The organism is Pseudaeromonas sp. HNCC25DJ182 (assembly GCF_055413365.1).
On record NZ_JBVAYG010000001.1, the window covers coordinates 348,859 to 366,701 of the forward strand.

16 protein-coding genes are annotated in these 17,843 nt (G+C 51.1%); 9 read left to right on the plus strand and 7 right to left on the minus strand.

The features are described 5' to 3' along the window. The first annotated feature begins 26 nt into the window (after positions 1–26). The 3 genes from ACZYUB_RS01520 to ACZYUB_RS01530 are packed head-to-tail and all read left to right on the plus strand — an operon-like array spanning position 27 to position 3,305. On the plus strand, positions 27–1,943 hold the full coding sequence (locus ACZYUB_RS01520) for an ABC transporter ATP-binding protein (protein WP_463944951.1): 1,917 nt from the start codon (positions 27–29) through the stop codon (positions 1,941–1,943). Further along, positions 1,927–2,463: a DUF2390 domain-containing protein gene (locus ACZYUB_RS01525; RefSeq protein WP_463944952.1), complete on the plus strand. Its 537-nt coding sequence runs from the start codon at positions 1,927–1,929 to the stop codon at positions 2,461–2,463. The genes ACZYUB_RS01520 and ACZYUB_RS01525 overlap by 17 nt, the downstream gene beginning before the upstream one ends. Beyond that, positions 2,457–3,305, plus strand: coding sequence for a 23S rRNA (adenine(2030)-N(6))-methyltransferase RlmJ (locus ACZYUB_RS01530; RefSeq protein ID WP_463944953.1), 849 nt, complete (start codon positions 2,457–2,459; stop codon positions 3,303–3,305). Before ACZYUB_RS01525 ends, ACZYUB_RS01530 begins: the two co-directional genes overlap by 7 nt. Positions 3,306–3,400: 95 nt before the next feature. Here the strand turns inward: ACZYUB_RS01530 and ACZYUB_RS01535 are convergent, their stop codons facing one another. After that, positions 3,401–3,775: a type IV pilin protein gene (locus ACZYUB_RS01535; RefSeq protein WP_463944954.1), complete on the minus strand. Its 375-nt coding sequence runs from the start codon at positions 3,773–3,775 to the stop codon at positions 3,401–3,403. Between the two features lie 97 nt (positions 3,776–3,872). Between ACZYUB_RS01535 and ACZYUB_RS01540 the strand changes: the two genes are divergently transcribed. Genes ACZYUB_RS01540 through ACZYUB_RS01555 form a run of 4 tightly spaced genes read left to right on the plus strand, consistent with a single transcriptional unit; the run spans position 3,873 to position 8,326 of the window. After that, complete coding sequence (locus ACZYUB_RS01540; protein ID WP_463944956.1) at positions 3,873–4,421, plus strand: pilus assembly FimT family protein; 549 nt, start codon at positions 3,873–3,875, stop codon at positions 4,419–4,421. Continuing rightward, positions 4,412–5,134, plus strand: coding sequence for a prepilin-type N-terminal cleavage/methylation domain-containing protein (locus tag ACZYUB_RS01545; RefSeq protein WP_463944958.1), 723 nt, complete (start codon positions 4,412–4,414; stop codon positions 5,132–5,134). Before ACZYUB_RS01540 ends, ACZYUB_RS01545 begins: the two co-directional genes overlap by 10 nt. Beyond that, positions 5,121–6,215: a PilX N-terminal domain-containing pilus assembly protein gene (locus ACZYUB_RS01550; protein WP_463944960.1), complete on the plus strand. Its 1,095-nt coding sequence runs from the start codon at positions 5,121–5,123 to the stop codon at positions 6,213–6,215. Before ACZYUB_RS01545 ends, ACZYUB_RS01550 begins: the two co-directional genes overlap by 14 nt. A gap of 8 nt (positions 6,216–6,223) precedes the next feature. After that, entirely contained in the window at positions 6,224–8,326 is a 2,103-nt protein-coding gene (locus ACZYUB_RS01555) for a type IV pilus modification PilV family protein (RefSeq protein ID WP_463944962.1), read from the plus strand. 224 nt (positions 8,327–8,550) lie between these two features. Here ACZYUB_RS01555 and ACZYUB_RS01560 read toward each other — a convergent pair whose 3' ends face one another. From ACZYUB_RS01560 to ACZYUB_RS01585, 6 genes are read right to left on the minus strand one after another with little or no spacing between them, the layout of a single operon-like run. Beyond that, positions 8,551–13,356 carry a pilus assembly protein gene (locus ACZYUB_RS01560; RefSeq protein ID WP_463944964.1) on the minus strand — a complete coding sequence of 1,602 codons (4,806 nt, stop codon included), beginning with the start codon at positions 13,354–13,356 and terminating at the stop codon, positions 8,551–8,553. 11 nt (positions 13,357–13,367) lie between these two features. Continuing rightward, positions 13,368–13,781 (minus strand): type IV pilin protein, encoded by a 414-nt coding sequence (locus ACZYUB_RS01565; RefSeq protein WP_463944966.1) that lies wholly within the window; start codon positions 13,779–13,781, stop codon positions 13,368–13,370. A gap of 16 nt (positions 13,782–13,797) precedes the next feature. Then, the gene (locus tag ACZYUB_RS01570) at positions 13,798–14,289 is read right to left on the minus strand and encodes a pilus assembly PilX family protein (protein WP_463944967.1); all 492 of its coding nucleotides are present in this window, start codon (positions 14,287–14,289) and stop codon (positions 13,798–13,800) included. 17 nt (positions 14,290–14,306) lie between these two features. After that, positions 14,307–15,107 carry a PilW family protein gene (locus tag ACZYUB_RS01575; protein WP_463944968.1) on the minus strand — a complete coding sequence of 267 codons (801 nt, stop codon included), beginning with the start codon at positions 15,105–15,107 and terminating at the stop codon, positions 14,307–14,309. Beyond that, positions 15,104–15,625 (minus strand): type IV pilus modification protein PilV, encoded by a 522-nt coding sequence (gene pilV / locus ACZYUB_RS01580; protein ID WP_463944970.1) that lies wholly within the window; start codon positions 15,623–15,625, stop codon positions 15,104–15,106. The genes ACZYUB_RS01575 and pilV (ACZYUB_RS01580) overlap by 4 nt, the downstream gene beginning before the upstream one ends. Next, positions 15,609–16,175 carry a GspH/FimT family pseudopilin gene (locus tag ACZYUB_RS01585; RefSeq protein ID WP_463944972.1) on the minus strand — a complete coding sequence of 189 codons (567 nt, stop codon included), beginning with the start codon at positions 16,173–16,175 and terminating at the stop codon, positions 15,609–15,611. Before ACZYUB_RS01585 ends, pilV (ACZYUB_RS01580) begins: the two co-directional genes overlap by 17 nt. A gap of 704 nt (positions 16,176–16,879) precedes the next feature. On the opposite strand from ACZYUB_RS01585, the gene ACZYUB_RS01590 reads away from it, so the two are divergent. After that, on the plus strand, positions 16,880–17,377 hold the full coding sequence (locus ACZYUB_RS01590; protein ID WP_463944974.1) for a GspH/FimT family pseudopilin: 498 nt from the start codon (positions 16,880–16,882) through the stop codon (positions 17,375–17,377). A 17-nt stretch (positions 17,378–17,394) separates the two neighbouring features. Next, positions 17,395–17,826, plus strand: a complete 432-nt coding sequence (pilV, locus tag ACZYUB_RS01595) for a type IV pilus modification protein PilV (protein WP_463944975.1) — start codon at positions 17,395–17,397, stop codon at positions 17,824–17,826. The last annotated feature ends 17 nt before the right edge of the window (positions 17,827–17,843 follow it).

Genomic DNA, 17,843 nt, shown 5'->3' on the forward strand with positions numbered 1-17,843 from the left:
TCCCTGCCTGAACGACGAGATGCACCATGATCATCGCCAGTGAAATCGAACTGTTACGCGGCAATACCAAGCTGCTGGACAACGCCTCAGCCACCATATTCCCCGGCCATAAGGTCGGGCTGGTTGGCAAGAACGGCTGCGGAAAGTCCTCCTTCTTTGCCCTGCTCAAGGGGGAGCTTGCGGTCGATAACGGCACCCTGTCGGTCCCTTCCGGCTGGCAAATGTCGAGCGTGGCCCAGGAGACTCCGGCGCTGGATAAACCGGCGCTGGAGTATGTAATGGACGGAGATCGGGAGTACCGCGCCCTGGAGGCGGAGCTGGCTCTGGCCGAACAACAGGGCGACGGCATCAAGGTCGCCGAGCTGCATGGCAAGCTCGAAGCCATCGGTGGCTATAGCATCCGCGCCCGGGCCGGAACCCTGCTGCATGGTCTGGGGTTTGCCAGTACCCTGCATGAGTCACCGGTTCGAGCCTTCTCCGGGGGCTGGCGTATGCGTCTGAACCTGGCCCAAGCTCTGCTCTGCCGCTCCGATCTGCTGCTACTGGATGAACCGACTAACCACCTGGATCTGGATGCCGTGATCTGGCTGGAAGGCTGGCTCAAGAGCTATCGCGGCACCCTGATCCTGATCTCCCACGACCGGGACTTTCTGGATCGGGTGATCAATCGCATCATCCACATCGAAAATGGCAAGCTCAACGAATACACCGGCGGCTACTCCGACTTCGAACTGCAGCGCGCTGAATTGCTGGCCCAACAGCAGTCACTCTACGAGAAACAGCAAGTAGCGCTGAGCCATATGCAGTCCTATATCGACCGCTTCCGCTACAAGGCGAGCAAAGCTCGTCAGGCCCAGAGCCGACTCAAGGCTATGGAGCGGATGGAGCGCATTCTTCCTGCCCATGTCGACTCCCAGTTCCAGTTCAGTTTCCGCGAGCCGGATGCCCTGCCAACGCCGCTGATGATGATGGAAAACTTGAGTGCGGGTTATGGTGACAAGCTAATCCTGGAGAAGATCAAACTCAATCTGGTGCCCGGTTCGCGCATTGGCCTGCTCGGCCGCAATGGTGCCGGTAAGTCTACCTTCATCAAGTTGCTGGCCGGTGAGCTGACGCCCTTGTCCGGCAAACTGGAGTTAGCCCGAGGGGTGAAGATTGGCTATTTTGCCCAGCACCAGCTGGAGTATCTGCGCAACGACGATACCCCGCTGGCCCACCTGGCACGTCTGGCCCCGGAGAAAACCGAACAGGAGCTCCGCAGTTTCCTCGGCGGCTTCGGCTTCCACGGTGACAAGGCACTGGATCCGGTCGGCCCGTTCTCGGGTGGCGAAAAAGCCCGCCTGGTGCTGGCATTGGTGGTCTGGGGTAAACCCAATCTGTTGCTGCTGGATGAACCGACCAACCACCTGGATCTGGAGATGCGCGAAGCCCTGACCATGGCTTTGCAAGGCTTCGAAGGGGCTATGGTCATCGTCTCCCACGACAGACACTTGCTGCGCACCACCACCGATGATCTCTATCTGGTCCATGACAAGCGGGTGGAGGTGTTCGATGGCGATCTGGATGACTACCACAAGTGGCTGCTGGAGCTGGAGAAGAGCCAGAGTAGCAATGACAGCAGCAACGAAGGCGGCACCAACTCCGCCGCCGCGCGCAAGGATCAGAAGCGTCGGGAAGCTGAATTCCGTCAGGCGATGCGCCCACTGAAACAGAAGCTGGAGAAGCTCGAAGCCCAGATGGAGAAGCTACAGCAGCAGCTTGCCACCATAGAGCTGGCGCTGGCCGATCCAGAACTCTACACCGAAGGCGCCAAAAGCAAACTGACTCAATTGCTGGCCCAGCAAGGGCCGTTGAAGAATCAGCTGGAAGAAGTCGAGATGGAATGGATGACGCTCGGCGAAGAGCTCGAAGCCCGGGAGCAAGCCTTTGCTGACAGCGAATGAGTTCTGGGAGTTAAGCCAGAGTCTGTATGCTGCCCCCGCAGTGCAATCCGCCTGCTTGCAGGCCCAGCACGAGCACGGCGCCGAAGTGAACCTGCTGCTATTGCTCGCGCTGCTGCAGACCCGTGGCTGGCAAGGCAGCTACCGACCCTTGCTTTATGCGGCAGCGCCCCTGTTACCGGTATTGCAGGATTGGCGCTTGCTGCGCCGGGCGCTCAAACCCAAGTTGGCGCCCAGCGATTATGCCCGGCTGTTGACCCATGAATTATCCCTGGAGCGACAGATGCAGCAGCGACTGCTGGCCACCCTGGAGACACAACCAGAGGCCTATCCGGTCACGGCAGAGGCCAACACGGCGGATAGGCAAACTCCGGCTTGTGCTCTGGCGGACTATCTTGAAGCTATCGGTGTTGCCGCACCCCAACGTCAGGACCTGATAGCACTCTTGCTGGCTCAGGCTTCCATCATCCACAGCGCAGGCGGCACGTCCCTGCCGCCGTTATCCGAGGGATCCCCATGCTGAGTTATCGTCACGCCTTTCACGCCGGTAACCACGCCGACGTCCTCAAGCACGCCGTCGAGACCCTGATCATCGAACAGCTCAAGAGCAAGGAGAAACCCTTCTGCTATCTGGATACCCATGCCGGTGGCGGCTGTTACGACTTAAGTGGCGAATGGCCGCAGAAAAAAGCGGAATATCTGGATGGGATCGCCCGTCTGTGGCCGGAACGCCAGCAGTGGCCAGAGTTGGCCGCCTACTGGGACATCATCGCCACCCTCAATGAGTCGGAGTTGCGCTTTTATCCAGGGTCACCGGAAATTGCCCGCCATCTGCTGCGTGAGCAAGACAAGTTGATGCTGATGGAGCTGCACAATCAGGAGATCGAGATCCTGCGCCGTCATATGGGCAGCGACAGCCGCAGCGCCATTCACCACCGTGACGGCTTCGAAGGATTGCTCGGCTTACTGCCACCGACTCCGCGCCGGGGTCTGGTGCTGATGGATCCGCCCTACGAGCTCAAAGAAGATTATCAACGGGTACTGCAGACCCTGAAAAAGGCGATGCAGAAATGGTCAACCGGCATCTATGCCCTATGGTATCCCATCCTCGGCAAAGAAGCCGACCGCAGCCGCAGCATGCTGGAACTATTCAAATATGCCGGTTTTCCCTCGGTGCTGGTCGCCGAGCTGGAAGTGGCTGCCCAGCCGGATGAATGGGGCATGAATGGCTCGGGCATGCTGATCCTCAACGCCCCCTGGCAGCTGGATGGCCAGCTGACAACCTTGCTTCCCCGCCTGTGCACACAGCTGGCCCAGAGCGATGAGGCCCGCTGGCGTGTCGAATGGCTCGCCAAGCCAGAGTAATCCCCCATCCATCGAACGCATCAAAACAGAAAGGCCCAGTGGGCCTTTCTGTTTTTGCAATCTCTAGCGGATAGCTATAGCTAAGGAGCTAAGGGTTATCCCCAACAATTGGCTGGCGTTTTTTGATCTTGCTGGTTAATCGTCAGACTGGTACAACCGGTGTCCTTGAGCTGGGGCGAACCACTCTTGGCGGTTGCCGTCAGTGTGTAGCTGGCTCCGCTTACGGTAGAAGCAAATGTATAGTGATCGATACTCGCGCCACCGAGCAGGGCAAAATCAGTGGTATAGCTGCCACTGGTGACTCGCTGCTCTTCCTGTTTCAACTGGGCGGACAGCAGATGCTCCAGCGCCTCGGCGCGCCGACTCTTCAGCATATGGGCCTGAAAGGATGGATAGGCAATCGATGCCAGTATGGCGATGATGGCCACCGTGATGATCAGCTCCAATAACGTGATCCCGCGACATCTCATAATCTAAAGCTCCTGATTGCATCCGCTCTGAGGCTGGATAATATAGCCTACACTTTAACAAGACGGTTACACCCATTTCCCTAAGAGTAGGCCACCCATGACTTCCTGGCGCCCTTATGATGGTTTTACCTTGATCGAAGCGCTGCTGGTGATCGTCCTTTTGCTGATCGTGGTCGCCATCGGTGTGCCCAGCTTTCTCGAACTGCGCCAGAACCAGCAACTGGCGGGGGTCGGGCAAGCCTTGGCCTCGGATCTGCAACTGGCACGCACCGAGGCGGCAAAAACCAACAATCCTAATGTGGCACTCTATTTCTTCGATGATAGTGATTGGTGCTGGCGGATATCGGATCGACCCGCCAGTAGCTGTAATAGCTGTTCTGCGACCTGCGATATCGGCAGCGACGGCATCATCCGGGGAGCTGATCGCGCCGACTATCCACAAGTAGTCATGCAGCAGGAACTCACAACGAGTAACCGTCTAGCGGTCGGTGCGCGACGCGGTGTGCTGCAGCCCACTCAGGCCGATGATCGGGTTTCATTCACGCTGGAGAGCAAACAATTGCGGATATGGTTCACGGCCACTGGACGTGCCCAACTCTGTACCCCGAGCGGTACGCAGTTGAATGGAGTAGCAGCATGCGATTGAATCTCGGACGTGGTTTCTCAATGGTCGAGTTGCTGGTCGCCCTGGTGGCCGGACTGATTATTGTCGGCACGGCGACGACCCTGTATGTCTCGATTATTCGGGCCAACGCCACCTCGGTACAACTCTCAGCCTTAAATCTAGGTATGCAGAGTCTGCTCGATGTGATGGAGCGGGATATTCGCCGCGCCGGCTATTTTGCCAATGCCTCGCTGAATCTGTCCCGCGATGCCAATGGCAACCCGGTCATAGCCCCAACCGATCGCACCGCCATGTTCAGTCTGATGGCCAGTGCCGGCAGCAGCACCACCACATGGCAGGATATGCAACGCATCTCGGTCGCAGCACCGCTCTATGACTGCATCTTACTGCGCTACGACGCCAACGATGATGGCGCAATTGCCGGAACCAATGAGATCCTGGGTTACCGCTTTAAAAGCGCCGCGCTAGGTCTCGAATTCAGACAATGGGCCACAGTCGCCGATCAATTGACTACCCCCACACAATGTAACGATGACGAGGGGTGGAGCAACATCAGCCAAGATGGCCAGGTACAACTCTCATCCGTCACCTTTGCCATTACCCCCGCCGCCGGTTTCTCGGTCCCGACAGGACAAAGAACCATCACCGTCTCTATGGTTGGACAGAGCCAACAAAAACCGGCCCTGTCTCTGACCTTGCAACGACAGGTAAGGATGCGCAATGACCAATACTAATCGCCAACAAGGGTTTATTGCGCTAACCATCACCCTCATCATACTGCTGCTGGTGATCTCGCTCAGTATCATGACCGGCAAGGTATTGGTCGGAGAACAACGGATTGCCGCCAATGAAATGCGCTATCGCGAGGCCCTCGCCAATGCCGAAGCCCGTCTGGAACGAGGATTGGCGCTGATCGCCTCAGCCGGTGTCGGTACCCTGCCCGCAATGCCAACCGGCGTGACGCTGGCAACCTCTACTATTCAGGTAGGCCCCCGAACGCTGCCATTATTAACTCTGACCGCACAGGGAAATTCGATAGATGGTAGTGCCGGTCAAGCAACCGTTCGCGTCCAGACGGTGATTATGCCCACCGTGGTCGGCGCTCCCGATGCACCGCTCACTCTGGCGGGAGGTATGGCTGTGGGCGGTAACTATATGGTCGTCGCCAACCCCAATGGCGGCGGACCGGGTGTTCCCTTATCCATCTGGACCGACAAACCCGTCGATCTGACCAATGGCTCGGGTACCACCTGTGGCCAGCAGGAATGGGCGGATGGTACCTGCAGCTCCTCGCCCTATAGTGAACCAGGGAAAATCGAGAGTGACATACTCAGCAATGATCCGAACTTTCCAGACAACCTGTTGCAATATGTGTTCGGTGTCAGTGATGACGCCTCCGGTATGTTAACCCTCGAGCAAAGAGCCAAGGCTCTGCTCACCAACTGCGACACGCTCACATCAGCCAGCTCTGGTTTTTACATCGTTGATGGTAGCTGTAGCCCTAAGGGAACAGTTGGTAGCCGAACCAAACCTGTGGTGCTGCTGATCCGCAATGGCGATCTGGTCATGAACGGTAACATGCAGATATTTGGCATCGTCTTTTCCTATGACAGCCAGCCTTCCAATCTGCCGAATTACGATTTGAAGATGACCGGTGGCGCGACTGTGTGGGGCTCGTTGATCTCGAACCATGAGATCGGCAACGCCAATGGTACCTATAACGCCGTCTACGATGCCGAGGCCCTCAGTAATATTCAAAACAACCAGGACTTTGTGTCCCTCTACAAGGTGCCGGGTAGCTGGCGTGATTGGTAGGAGTCATCATGAACAGAATCCATATCCACCGCGGTTTTAGTCTGATCGAAGTCATGCTGGCTTTTATCATAGTCGCGGTCAGTGCAGCGGGACTCGTTAAACTGCAAAATAGCTATATGAAACAAGAAGGCAGCAGCAGCGCTCGAGAAAGCGCTATGCACTTGGCGGAAAACAAACTGGATGACCTGCGCAGCTTCACCACTCTCGCCACCACAGCGGGACAGTTTGCCTATCAGGATATTCAAACCAATGTCGGCCAAAATCTCACCAACGGCCTTGCTGCAGGCAATCACACCATAGGCAACACTACTTACGCGCTGGGCTGGACAGTAACCAACACCCCAAACCCGCTGCCTGCCAATCTGAAATATCCATTGCGCAAAGACATCATCATCACGGTGGCCTGGACCGATCAGAATGGCAGTGCCAAAACCTTGAGTCTGAGCAGCAGCATTGCCGCCAGTACCAGTATTGGCAATACCGAGGGCGACAGTCTAGGTGGCATGGATGATAGCCCACAGGTTGCTTATGCCCCCGGCTCGGCCCCCGATGTGGTGGCCGTGACCATCAAGGCCGGCACTAAGGAAGAAACCAGTAAACCACTGCCGACTGTCTACCAATCCGGGGACAATGTGGTGGTCAAAACCGAGACCATTACCTACGACACCCAGTCAGGCCGCAAGATCCAGGAAGACCAGGCAACCCTCTCCTGCAACTGCAGCCTGCAAAGTGGTAATGCCAGTAAAAAATTGCCGGCCTATCCGTTACTAGACTCACTCGGGCAATACTGGGAGCTCGGGCAGAGCGTGAACAAGAGTTATGGCCTCAATACCAGCAACCAGAATGCCCAGAGTCCCTTGTGTAATATCTGCTGCGAAAATCACTTCGATGGCGTCAACAGTACAAATGGTTCATTCGATCAATATTACAACGTGCTGCGCAAGGGGCATGGTCACTACCGCCTGAGTGGCAGCAACCTGGTCACTGCAGGTAGTGGCAGCTATTTGGAAGCCTGTCGCCTGCTGCGTGTCGATGGCTTCTACGAGCCGATGCCGGATTGGAATCTGGCGGTGATCAATGTGATGTCACCGGATTTTCTCTCGGATCCATCGAATCAGGAGAACTATGAAAAATATGTGCAGTCGGTGGTCAGAGCCCATTTCGCCTGGCAAAAAGCAGGCCGTAGCGGCAACTTTACCCCGACATCGTTAAATAGTTGGCTCAGCTCAAGTGGGAATGTCACCAATGGCGGCGCCACGAGCACGGACTTAACCTTGCAAGCCGGATCCACCGCGCAATTGATCGCCCGTGGCGTTTATGTCGACTTGCTGAATGATGAAACGGGTCAGTATCTCAGCCAACTCGATAGCGCAGATGAAGAGCTATTGGCCAAGGTTCCGTTCAACGAACTGAACCTGACCCTGCTGGCTAACTGGTCACTAACCACCGCCAACCAGAGCTATGCCACCGTCACCAACGAGACGGTAAAAACCATCGTCGATGCCAGCCAGAACTACTACGGTACCTACAGTCGCGGTCGGCTCTCGGCACTCCAGGCAACACCCGCGACAGGTAGTGTCGTGCAATCTATTCCGGTGACCGCCAACATCCGCACCAGTAATAGCGGTATCACCAGCACAGTAGCCATATCACCCGAGGATCTGGCAAACCAATCCGCCAACATTAATGTGCGAATTACCGCAAGCACGGGGAATAACGCCAAACTGCATGTCACTGGTGATATCAAATGCTTAACTGACCCGAAGAAAACTGGACAGGCGCCAGAAGTCTGTAAAGCCAACGACTGGAATACCCTCTCGGTCAATCAGGCTGGTGTCAGTTGTACCGTCAATAAGCCATCCGGCAGTATGATCGCCGGTTATTTTGATTGTGCCGTCAATCGAAAAGCCGCTGTGACCTTGAACTTTGGTGCCTCCGGATTTGTGATGACCCCGTCCAGCATTACGCTGACCGCCACACAAACCGACCCGAAAGATAGTAATGGTAACGACATAGCAACCATTAGTCTGAATGGTGGTAATGCCTGTAGCGTCATGATGGTCAAGAGTACAGTGCCCTCACCCAGCAGCTTTAGTTGTGCCACACCATAACTCGAGGTGATATGCCCATAGCACATATATCGTGAATGCTTCCAGCTGATAAAAGGCATCCAATATGGATGCCTTTTATCATACTGAAGCAACAAATAACTTGGTCATTATATAGTTAGCCGCGGCATGATAAATAACTGACAACTCGGTGCGAGTTGTAATCCAGGAGTTGAAAAATAAAGAGCCGCGATTGCGGCTCTTGGTTTCTAGTTACGACAAATGACTTAGTACAACATCTGCCAAGATATGGCACCAGTATTCACCGTTGTTCCGGGTGATTCATAGGGAGTACCACCATTAATTTTTACCCTATTGATCACTTCTTTATCCCCATTGCCATTGGTAAAAAAGGTAATGACTGGTTCGCTGGGAATCTTGTCCAATAATGCCGAATGGTCAACCAGATCGTTATTCACATAACTATTACTACCGGTATAAATACCAACTTCCATATACCAACCAGAGCCCCCTCCCTTACACGGATCGGTACTCGGGATCAGCGTGGTAAACGCCGCAGTGGTATTACGCACCACAATTCTGGAGTTCATTCGTTCACCATTATTCTTGCCTCCGTAGTAGAGGTCCAGATACCAACCATCATGTTGGGTCCAATCAATCAGATTCTTACTAGTTTCCCGCTGGCCTTTAGCACTTGATGTAGCAGCAATCTCGTTCGTAATGGTTTGTTCTAACAAAGTTGACCGGGTGATATCTGTCGTGCGGCCAGGTTTATCCCATAATCCATAGATAGTCTGGGTGTCCTGGTTATCGACATCAACATCCGTGGTCTCAATATACTTGCCAGTGCCAACCATAACGAGTAGCCCCTCGACTGGATGATAGGCGACGCTGGGACGTTGGGTAATCGGCTGGCTATTTCCTTCTCGACTCACAGCGCTAAATAGTGGCTTCGGCTTAATACCAGTACCACTATCAAAAGCCCAACTGGATACACTCTTACCTGCAATATCGGCTTTCCACACGTTACCAAATAGATCGCCGGCATACAGAGTATCTCCTACTCCATCCAGATCCTTATCAGCAATTACCGGCTCGGTGAGACTATTAGGGCGTTTAAGTGCGGTCATTGGATCTTCAGCCTTCCCTCGACCAGTTAGCATGGTTTTTTCCAAGTTACCGGTGAGAAGATCGACGACAAGTAAAGCCCCCTCGCCAAGAGAATCCGCTGCGTTATCAACTTCGCTGTTGTTATAGCCATTCCCGAAAATAGCTACCCATTTACTACTGGCCCCGCTTGCAGTCGAGATGATGGCGGGAGCATTCATCATATAACCAATTCGACTAGCATCAGTCGAATCCGTGTCATTCAACTCCCACAACAACACCTTATTTGCATCTGTGGTGGTTGCTGAAAGTCCTTTAATATTCGTCAAATCTAAAGCCCAAGCGCCCTGGGCTCCTAAGCCAAAGGTTCCCACGGCAATGGTACGAGTCGCATCGCCATCGGTTATATCTACTATTTTGATACCGCCATCAACAAAGAATCTATGGTTTGGATTATAGGTTTCTTGGCTCAGGCGATAGAGATTTTTATAACTGGTACTTGGGATATAGGCAAATAACTCATCCCCGGTTAAAGCATTCAATACGTGTACCATGCCATCATTGGCGCCAAAAACTACAAATGGTTGTTTATCACCCGCAGAGACTCCATAAACAGGGGTCGAATGAACGATATCACCCAGTACGCCATCGCGTTTACGGAAGGAGTAATCTGTGCTCGCCGAATCAGAGTTATCCGTGATTTCATTGACCCGGCTGCCACGCAAATAATTCACCAGCGCCTGTAAATAGGTCAGTTTTACACTTGGTAACTGGCTTTCATCCACGGCAAGAAGGCTTGACGGTATATCCGTGAGTAGTAAATCAAGCTGAGCTTTGCTCAATCCACTCGCTTCGCCATCAGCCAATGCAGCTACGCTGCTGGGTGCTTTGAATACTCGCTTAGATCCAGCTTTACTGTCATTTTCCATGGTGAAAATAACTCGGCCATCGGCACCTTGTGCTGTAATTTGGTCCTTCGCCTGCCACAGAGGCTCCGAACTGGCTTTATTGTTGACCATGGGGTAAGCAAGCACATTACCGGACCAATTTTTTGCCTCGAATTTTGAATCAAATAGCACACTATTGTTGGTGATCTGGCTGGAAGTATAGGACATATTATTTCCAGACCCTGGGGTGTTACCAACTTCATTTAATGCTTTTTGCAGTTGCGCTTCCAACGTCGAGGCATTGGTTACCAAGAAAAAATTATCCGGTTCACCATCTTTATTTTTGTCCCACTCAACCCCCTCGGGAAGGCTGTTTTCTTTGCCTTCCTCCTCTTTAAAACTCCCCCATTTGGCCGCATACCAGAGAGGAGAGCGTAATAATTGAGCGGCGGTGATGTCACGATTGACAGTGAACGTTCGTTGACGGGTCAGTGGCATCAATTTATCACGATCCGGAGAGCTGGAATTACTTCGCGCATTATTGGGATGGGGTGAATCGTTTTCAGCAACTGTGTCGAGATAATAATTAACCTGAGCTTTGCTGTCATCACCATCCTTTTGATCTTCAACATCCAAATAAAGACCATCCTTGTTTGTTCCCGAGATCACATAACCTGCATGTTGATCAATCCCTCCCCACGCATATTCGGAGGTTAGAGTAACAATTAAATTGTCGCCATCCACCTTGAAGTTATAAAGCACAATCATGTCCATATCATGATCCGCACCTTGCTCTACATCTTCGAAGTTGATTCGGAAGCTAGCCTCCGTATCGGTCCACTTTTCTATGTAATAATCGACAATTGTATTGGTCGGTTGAAATCCGTTTTCAGCATTAGTGATGCTAGAACCGCCGACTGACTTAGCAAATGGAACTACGGTAATATAGTTATGCTCAGCACTCTCATCACTGCCCGGTTTCTTACCCATATCAAGTTTTATTTCAGGCAATGGCGAAGCCAAGGCCACCGAAAATGTTCTCGATTTTTGAGCTCCAGTAGCAGTTTTGTTCAAATCATTCTCATGGCCATAGTAAGCCAACCCGGCCGCATAATAACTGCCTCGTTTGCTGGGTTCCTGAGGAGCCAAGCCACGAATGTGGCCAAGATCGCTAATTAATTTTGCAGTCGGCGTATTTTTCCCTGTAGTCCCCTGATTATCACCAATATAGAAAGTATTGTTATCAAGACCTTCTTTTCCTGATATAAATTTCGTACTTGCCGCGACATCCAAATCACTCAGCGTAGTATCAGCATAATCTTCAAAGGCAGAGCCTGGAACTTGGTCTGAATCGAAGGATGTATTAACATCACTAATAATGAGATTAACTGGAATATCACAGGTTTTACGGCCCGTAACGGCAAACGGGTCCTCCCACACCTCCTCGACCAAGCCTAATTCATCCTCTGTACCAACAGTAAATAAGGGTGATGCCAATTTAGCTCCGGCAAAATAACGCAGACTTTCAAATAGCATTTCACCAATCGGATTGCCCCACGAAGAACACTTTCCATTCGTTAATGCTTCACCCGTAATCCATCCACAGTCATCTCTATATTGATATGTGTGATCTTTATCTTCTGTATACAGGAATTTTGTTATTTTTAATTTATTCAGAGTGTCGATAATCCCACCACCACTGCTACGCTTGGTAAATAATCCAGTAGTCGGATTTATCTCTTGATTCATTTTCCCGATATTGGCACGAAGAACACCACCTCTGATATTATTTTTATAGCTACCACTGATCAATCCAAACTCCATTTCTGGTTTTTCGCCCTCACCGCGCTTTTGCAATAATCCGGTAGGAAGGTAATTTTCTCCATATTTTTTGCAGTTACTTTCTAGCAGTCCTGCGACACAAACCCTGACCTTAACCTGATAATCCTTTAAGTAACCACTAGTTTCTACACCACCAGAGAAACCCAACATCGAGTTACCGGCAACTGGACGTTCCTTACTGAGCCAATTCCAGATATATAATTTAGTATCATACTCTTCACTAGAAGATGACTTGGATGACTCAGTTTTTATATAAAACTTATTAGTTTGGTCATTGAATGTCACATAATAATCACCAACAACTGCCGTTGGAACATCACTAGGATCGTTACTACCGTCCTTGGTGACTAGTGTAATGCCATCCCAATTTCTGCCTTTCGCTCCAAACTGTTTAGTCCAGTTGTCATATTGAGTAAGTTTAAATCGCTGCCCAGCTAAACCGCTGAACGAAATTTTAACTTCCCATATGTTATTGGCGACCAACGTCATTGCAGTGGATCCCCAGTTATTGGGGGTCCCTCTAAAATATAGACTTGAAATATTATGAGCAAATGATGCTTGTTTAATTTGCTTCATGTTTTTAGAAAGTTTTAGCACCCGCAATAACGGAGGCTGATCATAACCCAATGATGTATTGGCGAAGAAATAGCCATAGTCATCCTCGAGATCACCATAATCTGAAGCTTTTAAATTCCCATTGTCTACTGTATCCATGATGGCTGGATCCCAGGTTTTACCCCAGCTATGTGCATCCTGTGGAATAAAAGATCTGACTAATGTCGGGGTGTTGACATCAGAATCATCTAATCGTGAACCACCATAGAGTACTTTTCGCAGCGCATCGATACGACTCGTGGTTAAATAATTTAGAAATTTACCACTCCACAGCGGTTTACCACATTTACCACCATCATGAGTAGCCCCTGTAGGAGTGAATAGAGTCCGCTCACTATTGGCTGCATAACATTTATCTGAATCGAAATATCCGTAATATGAAATACTGGGCTTAAAATGGGTGTCTGGGGCTTTGTCGGTATCCAGATTAGTAGCATCATTATAAGCCTCATAATATAGCGTATGGTCGCGCCCCATCACTAACATCACTAATGGTGTATTATTTTGATAGGCCACAAATAATGGACCATCTGGTAAAGACAGCTCAGCTGCCCAAGATGGTATGAACAAAGATAATATTGCCAAAAGCAAAGCCACTGATGTTTGAAATATCTTCATCATGATCTTCATCCTTACCAGCATCCAGATTGTGCAGCAGTGCGAACACCGAGGCGATTAATCGACAAGGTGCCGCATTTATCATTGGCTTGACCGCCTTGTGGTACCGCCTTGATGGTATAACTTGTAGCCGTTGGCTGCGGATCCAGACTCAAGGTGTAATAACGCTCAGTTCCATCTGCCGGCGATTTATCACTGAAGATTGCGGGGGCCGTGGTTGCACCTGTATTGGCCCCTATATAGGTCATATTCAGCGCGTAAAAACTCTCCATGGTTTGCGCGGCCTCCATTAAAGTCTTTTTAGCATCATCACGCCTTGCCGTACGCACATGCTCCAAATAGGAAGGCACGGCAACGCTGGCCAGAATGGCCACAATCGCGACCGTGATCATGAGCTCCACCAAGGTAAATCCTTTTATTTTTTTCATTGTTTGTCCTGCCTGGTTATTTCGGCTTCGGTACTACGACGGTGAAATAGGCTTGAATCATACTGACGGCACTCGCGGGGCCTTCACCACGACCCGTTACCCGAAAGTATTGCTGGCCATTTTTTTCTTCAATATCTGCCGAGAAAGGAATGAATTGTCGCTGCTCAATACGATAATGCGGATTACCACTGGTCAACCCAGCGTAGGCAGTCGCTTTAGTTTGCCAGTTGGATGGCGTCTGCCACCAATTGGCACTGTCAAGAACAGAGCTAATACTCTGTGCATGGGAGCTATAAATTTTGGCCTCATCATTGATAACGGTTTGTTTGAATACTCGCTCTGCACGATTAATCGCAGATTGCGCAGCGGTATAACTTCGTAGCATATCGTACTGACTGCTGGCACTCTGCTGATTCTGTAATGCACTGCGGCCAATCGCTACCGCAATAATTCCGATGATGAGCGTAATCACCAGCGCCACAATCAACGCCATCCCTTGTTGTTTCATACGATGCACTCAATCCATTAATTTTTTAAGGTGATACTACCCGTCAATGACTGGCGAATGAGATTGTCAGCAGCTGCATTCACACTTTGCTCCAGGATCTGGTAGCTCCTGGCCTTTGCCTTAACTCCCTGACCGGAGGCCTGAGTCGTGAGAACGCCAAATTCGATCGCCTCGACCGTAGGCCAGGTCGCAGCAGTCAATACATTCGCCGTCACAAACTGCTGGTTTGTCCCCGCTCGTCGGAAGCGAAATTGCAATGAGGCGATATTACGCTCCATCACCACGGTATTATTTCGATTGTCTTGGCAGATTAAATCGCCAGAAGAATTCACATATAGCGTAATTTGCACCAGATCTTGATTGGTCACAAATCCACCACTGCAGTCAAACATTCGGCCATCGGTGGCCTGATTATTCAATTGCCCGGGATCATTATCCGAAATACTAGACCCCCAAAACCTCAGGGTCAGGCGATCGGTGTTATCCAATATTCCAGACACTGCAGAGATGTTATTTTCGGCAAATAGACTCTGCCCTTCCGTCCATTTGCTGGCACTTAACGATGTTCCACCAGCAGGTAATTTCCGTTGCAAGATCTGACGCTGATAATTGATATAACCCGCTTGATGCAGATGATTCCAGATCAGTTGTGTTACCCGTTGTCCGGAGCCATTCAATGCATTATTCGCGCGGCTGAGTGCATAACTCAACTGACTACTGCCCAACATGGCGTAGAGGCCGCAAACAATGAACAGGGCCAGAACAATGCCAATCATCAACTCAACCAGTGTGAAGCCCTTGCTGTGTCGTTGAATCATGGGATGTAGATTTCCACGTTGTCACGCTGATGCGCAGTTTTCATGCTGGCGGTATTAGTGACTACATCCGCATCGGCTGCCCCCTGACCAGTTAATGCGGCATCCCAAACCAAGCTGATAGTGACCAAACGGCCATCATCCTGAGCCGCCGAGACCACAGAAAATCGAGGCGAAGGCGCCCGCTCTTTAATCCGGGCAAACCAGCGCGCTAACTCCATGTCAGCCTGTTCCTTGGTGGTGCAGGCGACGGCAGTGCAATCTTTGCTTGCAACGGGAGCATTACCATTGGCCAGATTATCAAAATCGAACTCGCCAGCCTTCGCAGCCACCGGTAACGAGCTAATCCGCTCCACCAGATCTCGCAGTGCACCACTGGCATTCTGACTCACTTTAGCCTGCTCCAGACGCTGCATGCTGCCCATCTGCAAGCTGGCAAATCCAAGCAGTCCGATGGCCACGACAACCAGAGAGATCAATAATTCAACGAGGGTAAATCCCCGGTTATGGGCAATTTGCATTCGCCCCTCCACTCAGGGTGATGGCGCCTAACGGATTAATATCAATGGCCTTATTGGTACTGTTCTCGTCATTGGAACAAACTTTAATATTCGCCACAGTGACAATACCGTTGGCACGAAATGCCAGGTTTAAAACGGTCGAGATGACTTTGACCGATCCCTCGTATTGATGGGCGGATATCACCTCTTCGCCGGTGTTAAATGTGTTATCGCGATTGGCATCCAGATAGGCCAACCAGCCTTTACTCCAGTCGTTGCTATTGGTACTGCAACTATTGGCGGTGGTTGATGGGCATAACAGCACGGGCAACGAACGTTGCTGCGAGGTTTGTCGAGCTGTAGTGATGCTGTTGAGCAAGGCTTCTCGCTGAGCCTCAGTCTGTTGCGCCTGCATGGCCTGGCGAAACGACGGCACACCTATGGTGCCAATAATGGCCACGATCGCAATCGCCACCATGACCTCAATCAGGGTCAGTCCGGAGCAGTTTCGCCACTTGATGGTTGATGCTTGATGTACCCCACCCTTTTGAAATGAACCCTGATTGATCATGCCCGCACACTCCTTTGCCAACCATGATAAGAACAGCCTCTTATGGCTCTTTGCATGATGGCAAATGTCTCACTTCCCGACTTATTGCTCAAGAAAAGAGCGATAACAATTTCACATTTTGCGAGGTGGGTACGTTTTGGCGAGAGACAATCAATTCAATCATGTTTCGCCCTGAATTCAGGACTCAGGATGATAACTTTTATCAGACAATTCATCCGTTCGGATTAATACGGTTAAAAATATCCAAGCCCAATAATTATTCAATACATATCAACAAGATAAACATAAAAAACATTGTGAAATCGCTATCATCAGCGACACGAACTGAAGGAATAAAGTTCTCATAAATCACCGCATCGCAAACAAACTCAGAAAACCATTTCAAACATCAAGAGTTACGATTTTGCAGCCCAACACCAACACCGTATCGCCGCCTAAATTCGGCGTTGAGCGTGGAGATTCAAACAGAGCCATATCTAGTCGTGAGGTTATATAATAGCCAACGCAAGAATGGATTCACACGAAAACCAATATATCCACCCAAGAAAGATGAGCATGTCGATATATAATAAAACACCGTCTCTCGTGACCTGGATCATAATTGTCTATTGGCAAAACTAGCGGCCCAGCCCTCCCAATGCGATATTTACCGATAGGTGGTGACTTGCTCGCCAAAGCTGTTTTTTAGCCCGATAGAGAATTAGATGTCAAACGACACCAGTCATGGCTTCACCCTGATGGAATTGATGGTCACGATTGCCGTCGTTGCAATCCTGGCGACCGTGGGAGTGCCCGCATTTAACAACTTGATCCGCGATGGCACCGCCAGTACGGAGGGAAACACCTTGCTCGGCTCGATCCAACTGGCGCGCAGCGAGGCGGTGAAACGTGGGGTATCCATGTGGATTGTTCCGCAAACCGGTAGCAACTGGCGGGCAGGCTGGGAAATTCGAGAGGATGATGGCGATGCAACCTTTGACAGCAGCAAAGACAGTCTGCTGCGCCGCTTCGATGGCATAAAGAGCACCGTCAACGCCAGCCATAACCAACTCCGGATTGCCGCCAATGGAACGCTCGCAGTACCCAGCAGCGCTAGTACCTTCAAACTCAAGCCAGGCGGTTGTCAGAATAATGAACAGCGCCTGCTGACGGTCCAGGTCTCCGGGCGTGCCAGCCTGAGCCGGATCAGTTGCAGCAGCTAACAATGGAGAATCAAATCATGAAGTTGCCGCACGCGCAGCAGATGCGCGGTTCTTCGTTGCTGGAAGTTTTGATTGCCCTGGTGGTTCTTGGTCTGGGCGTGCTCGGCATGGTTGCCATGCAAGCGACCTCGCTCAAGAGTAATCAGACTGCACTGGTTCGCACCCAAGCGACCGAGCTGGTCAGTGAAATCAGTGACCTGATGCGCGCTAACCGCAATGCCGCACTAGCCGGCAGCTATGACAGTTCACTCACCGCCGCCGCTCCGACCGGAACAGCCATTCACGCCATCGATTTACAAAACTGGAAAGCGCGCCTGGCACAGCTACCCGCCGGCAAGGGCGCGATTGCCCACACGAATACGACCTTCACCATCACGATTCAATGGGATGAATCACGGTTGAAAAATGGCAGTGCCAGTCGGCAATTTATCTATCGTACGGAGATCTAAGTGATGGTCAGGTTTCC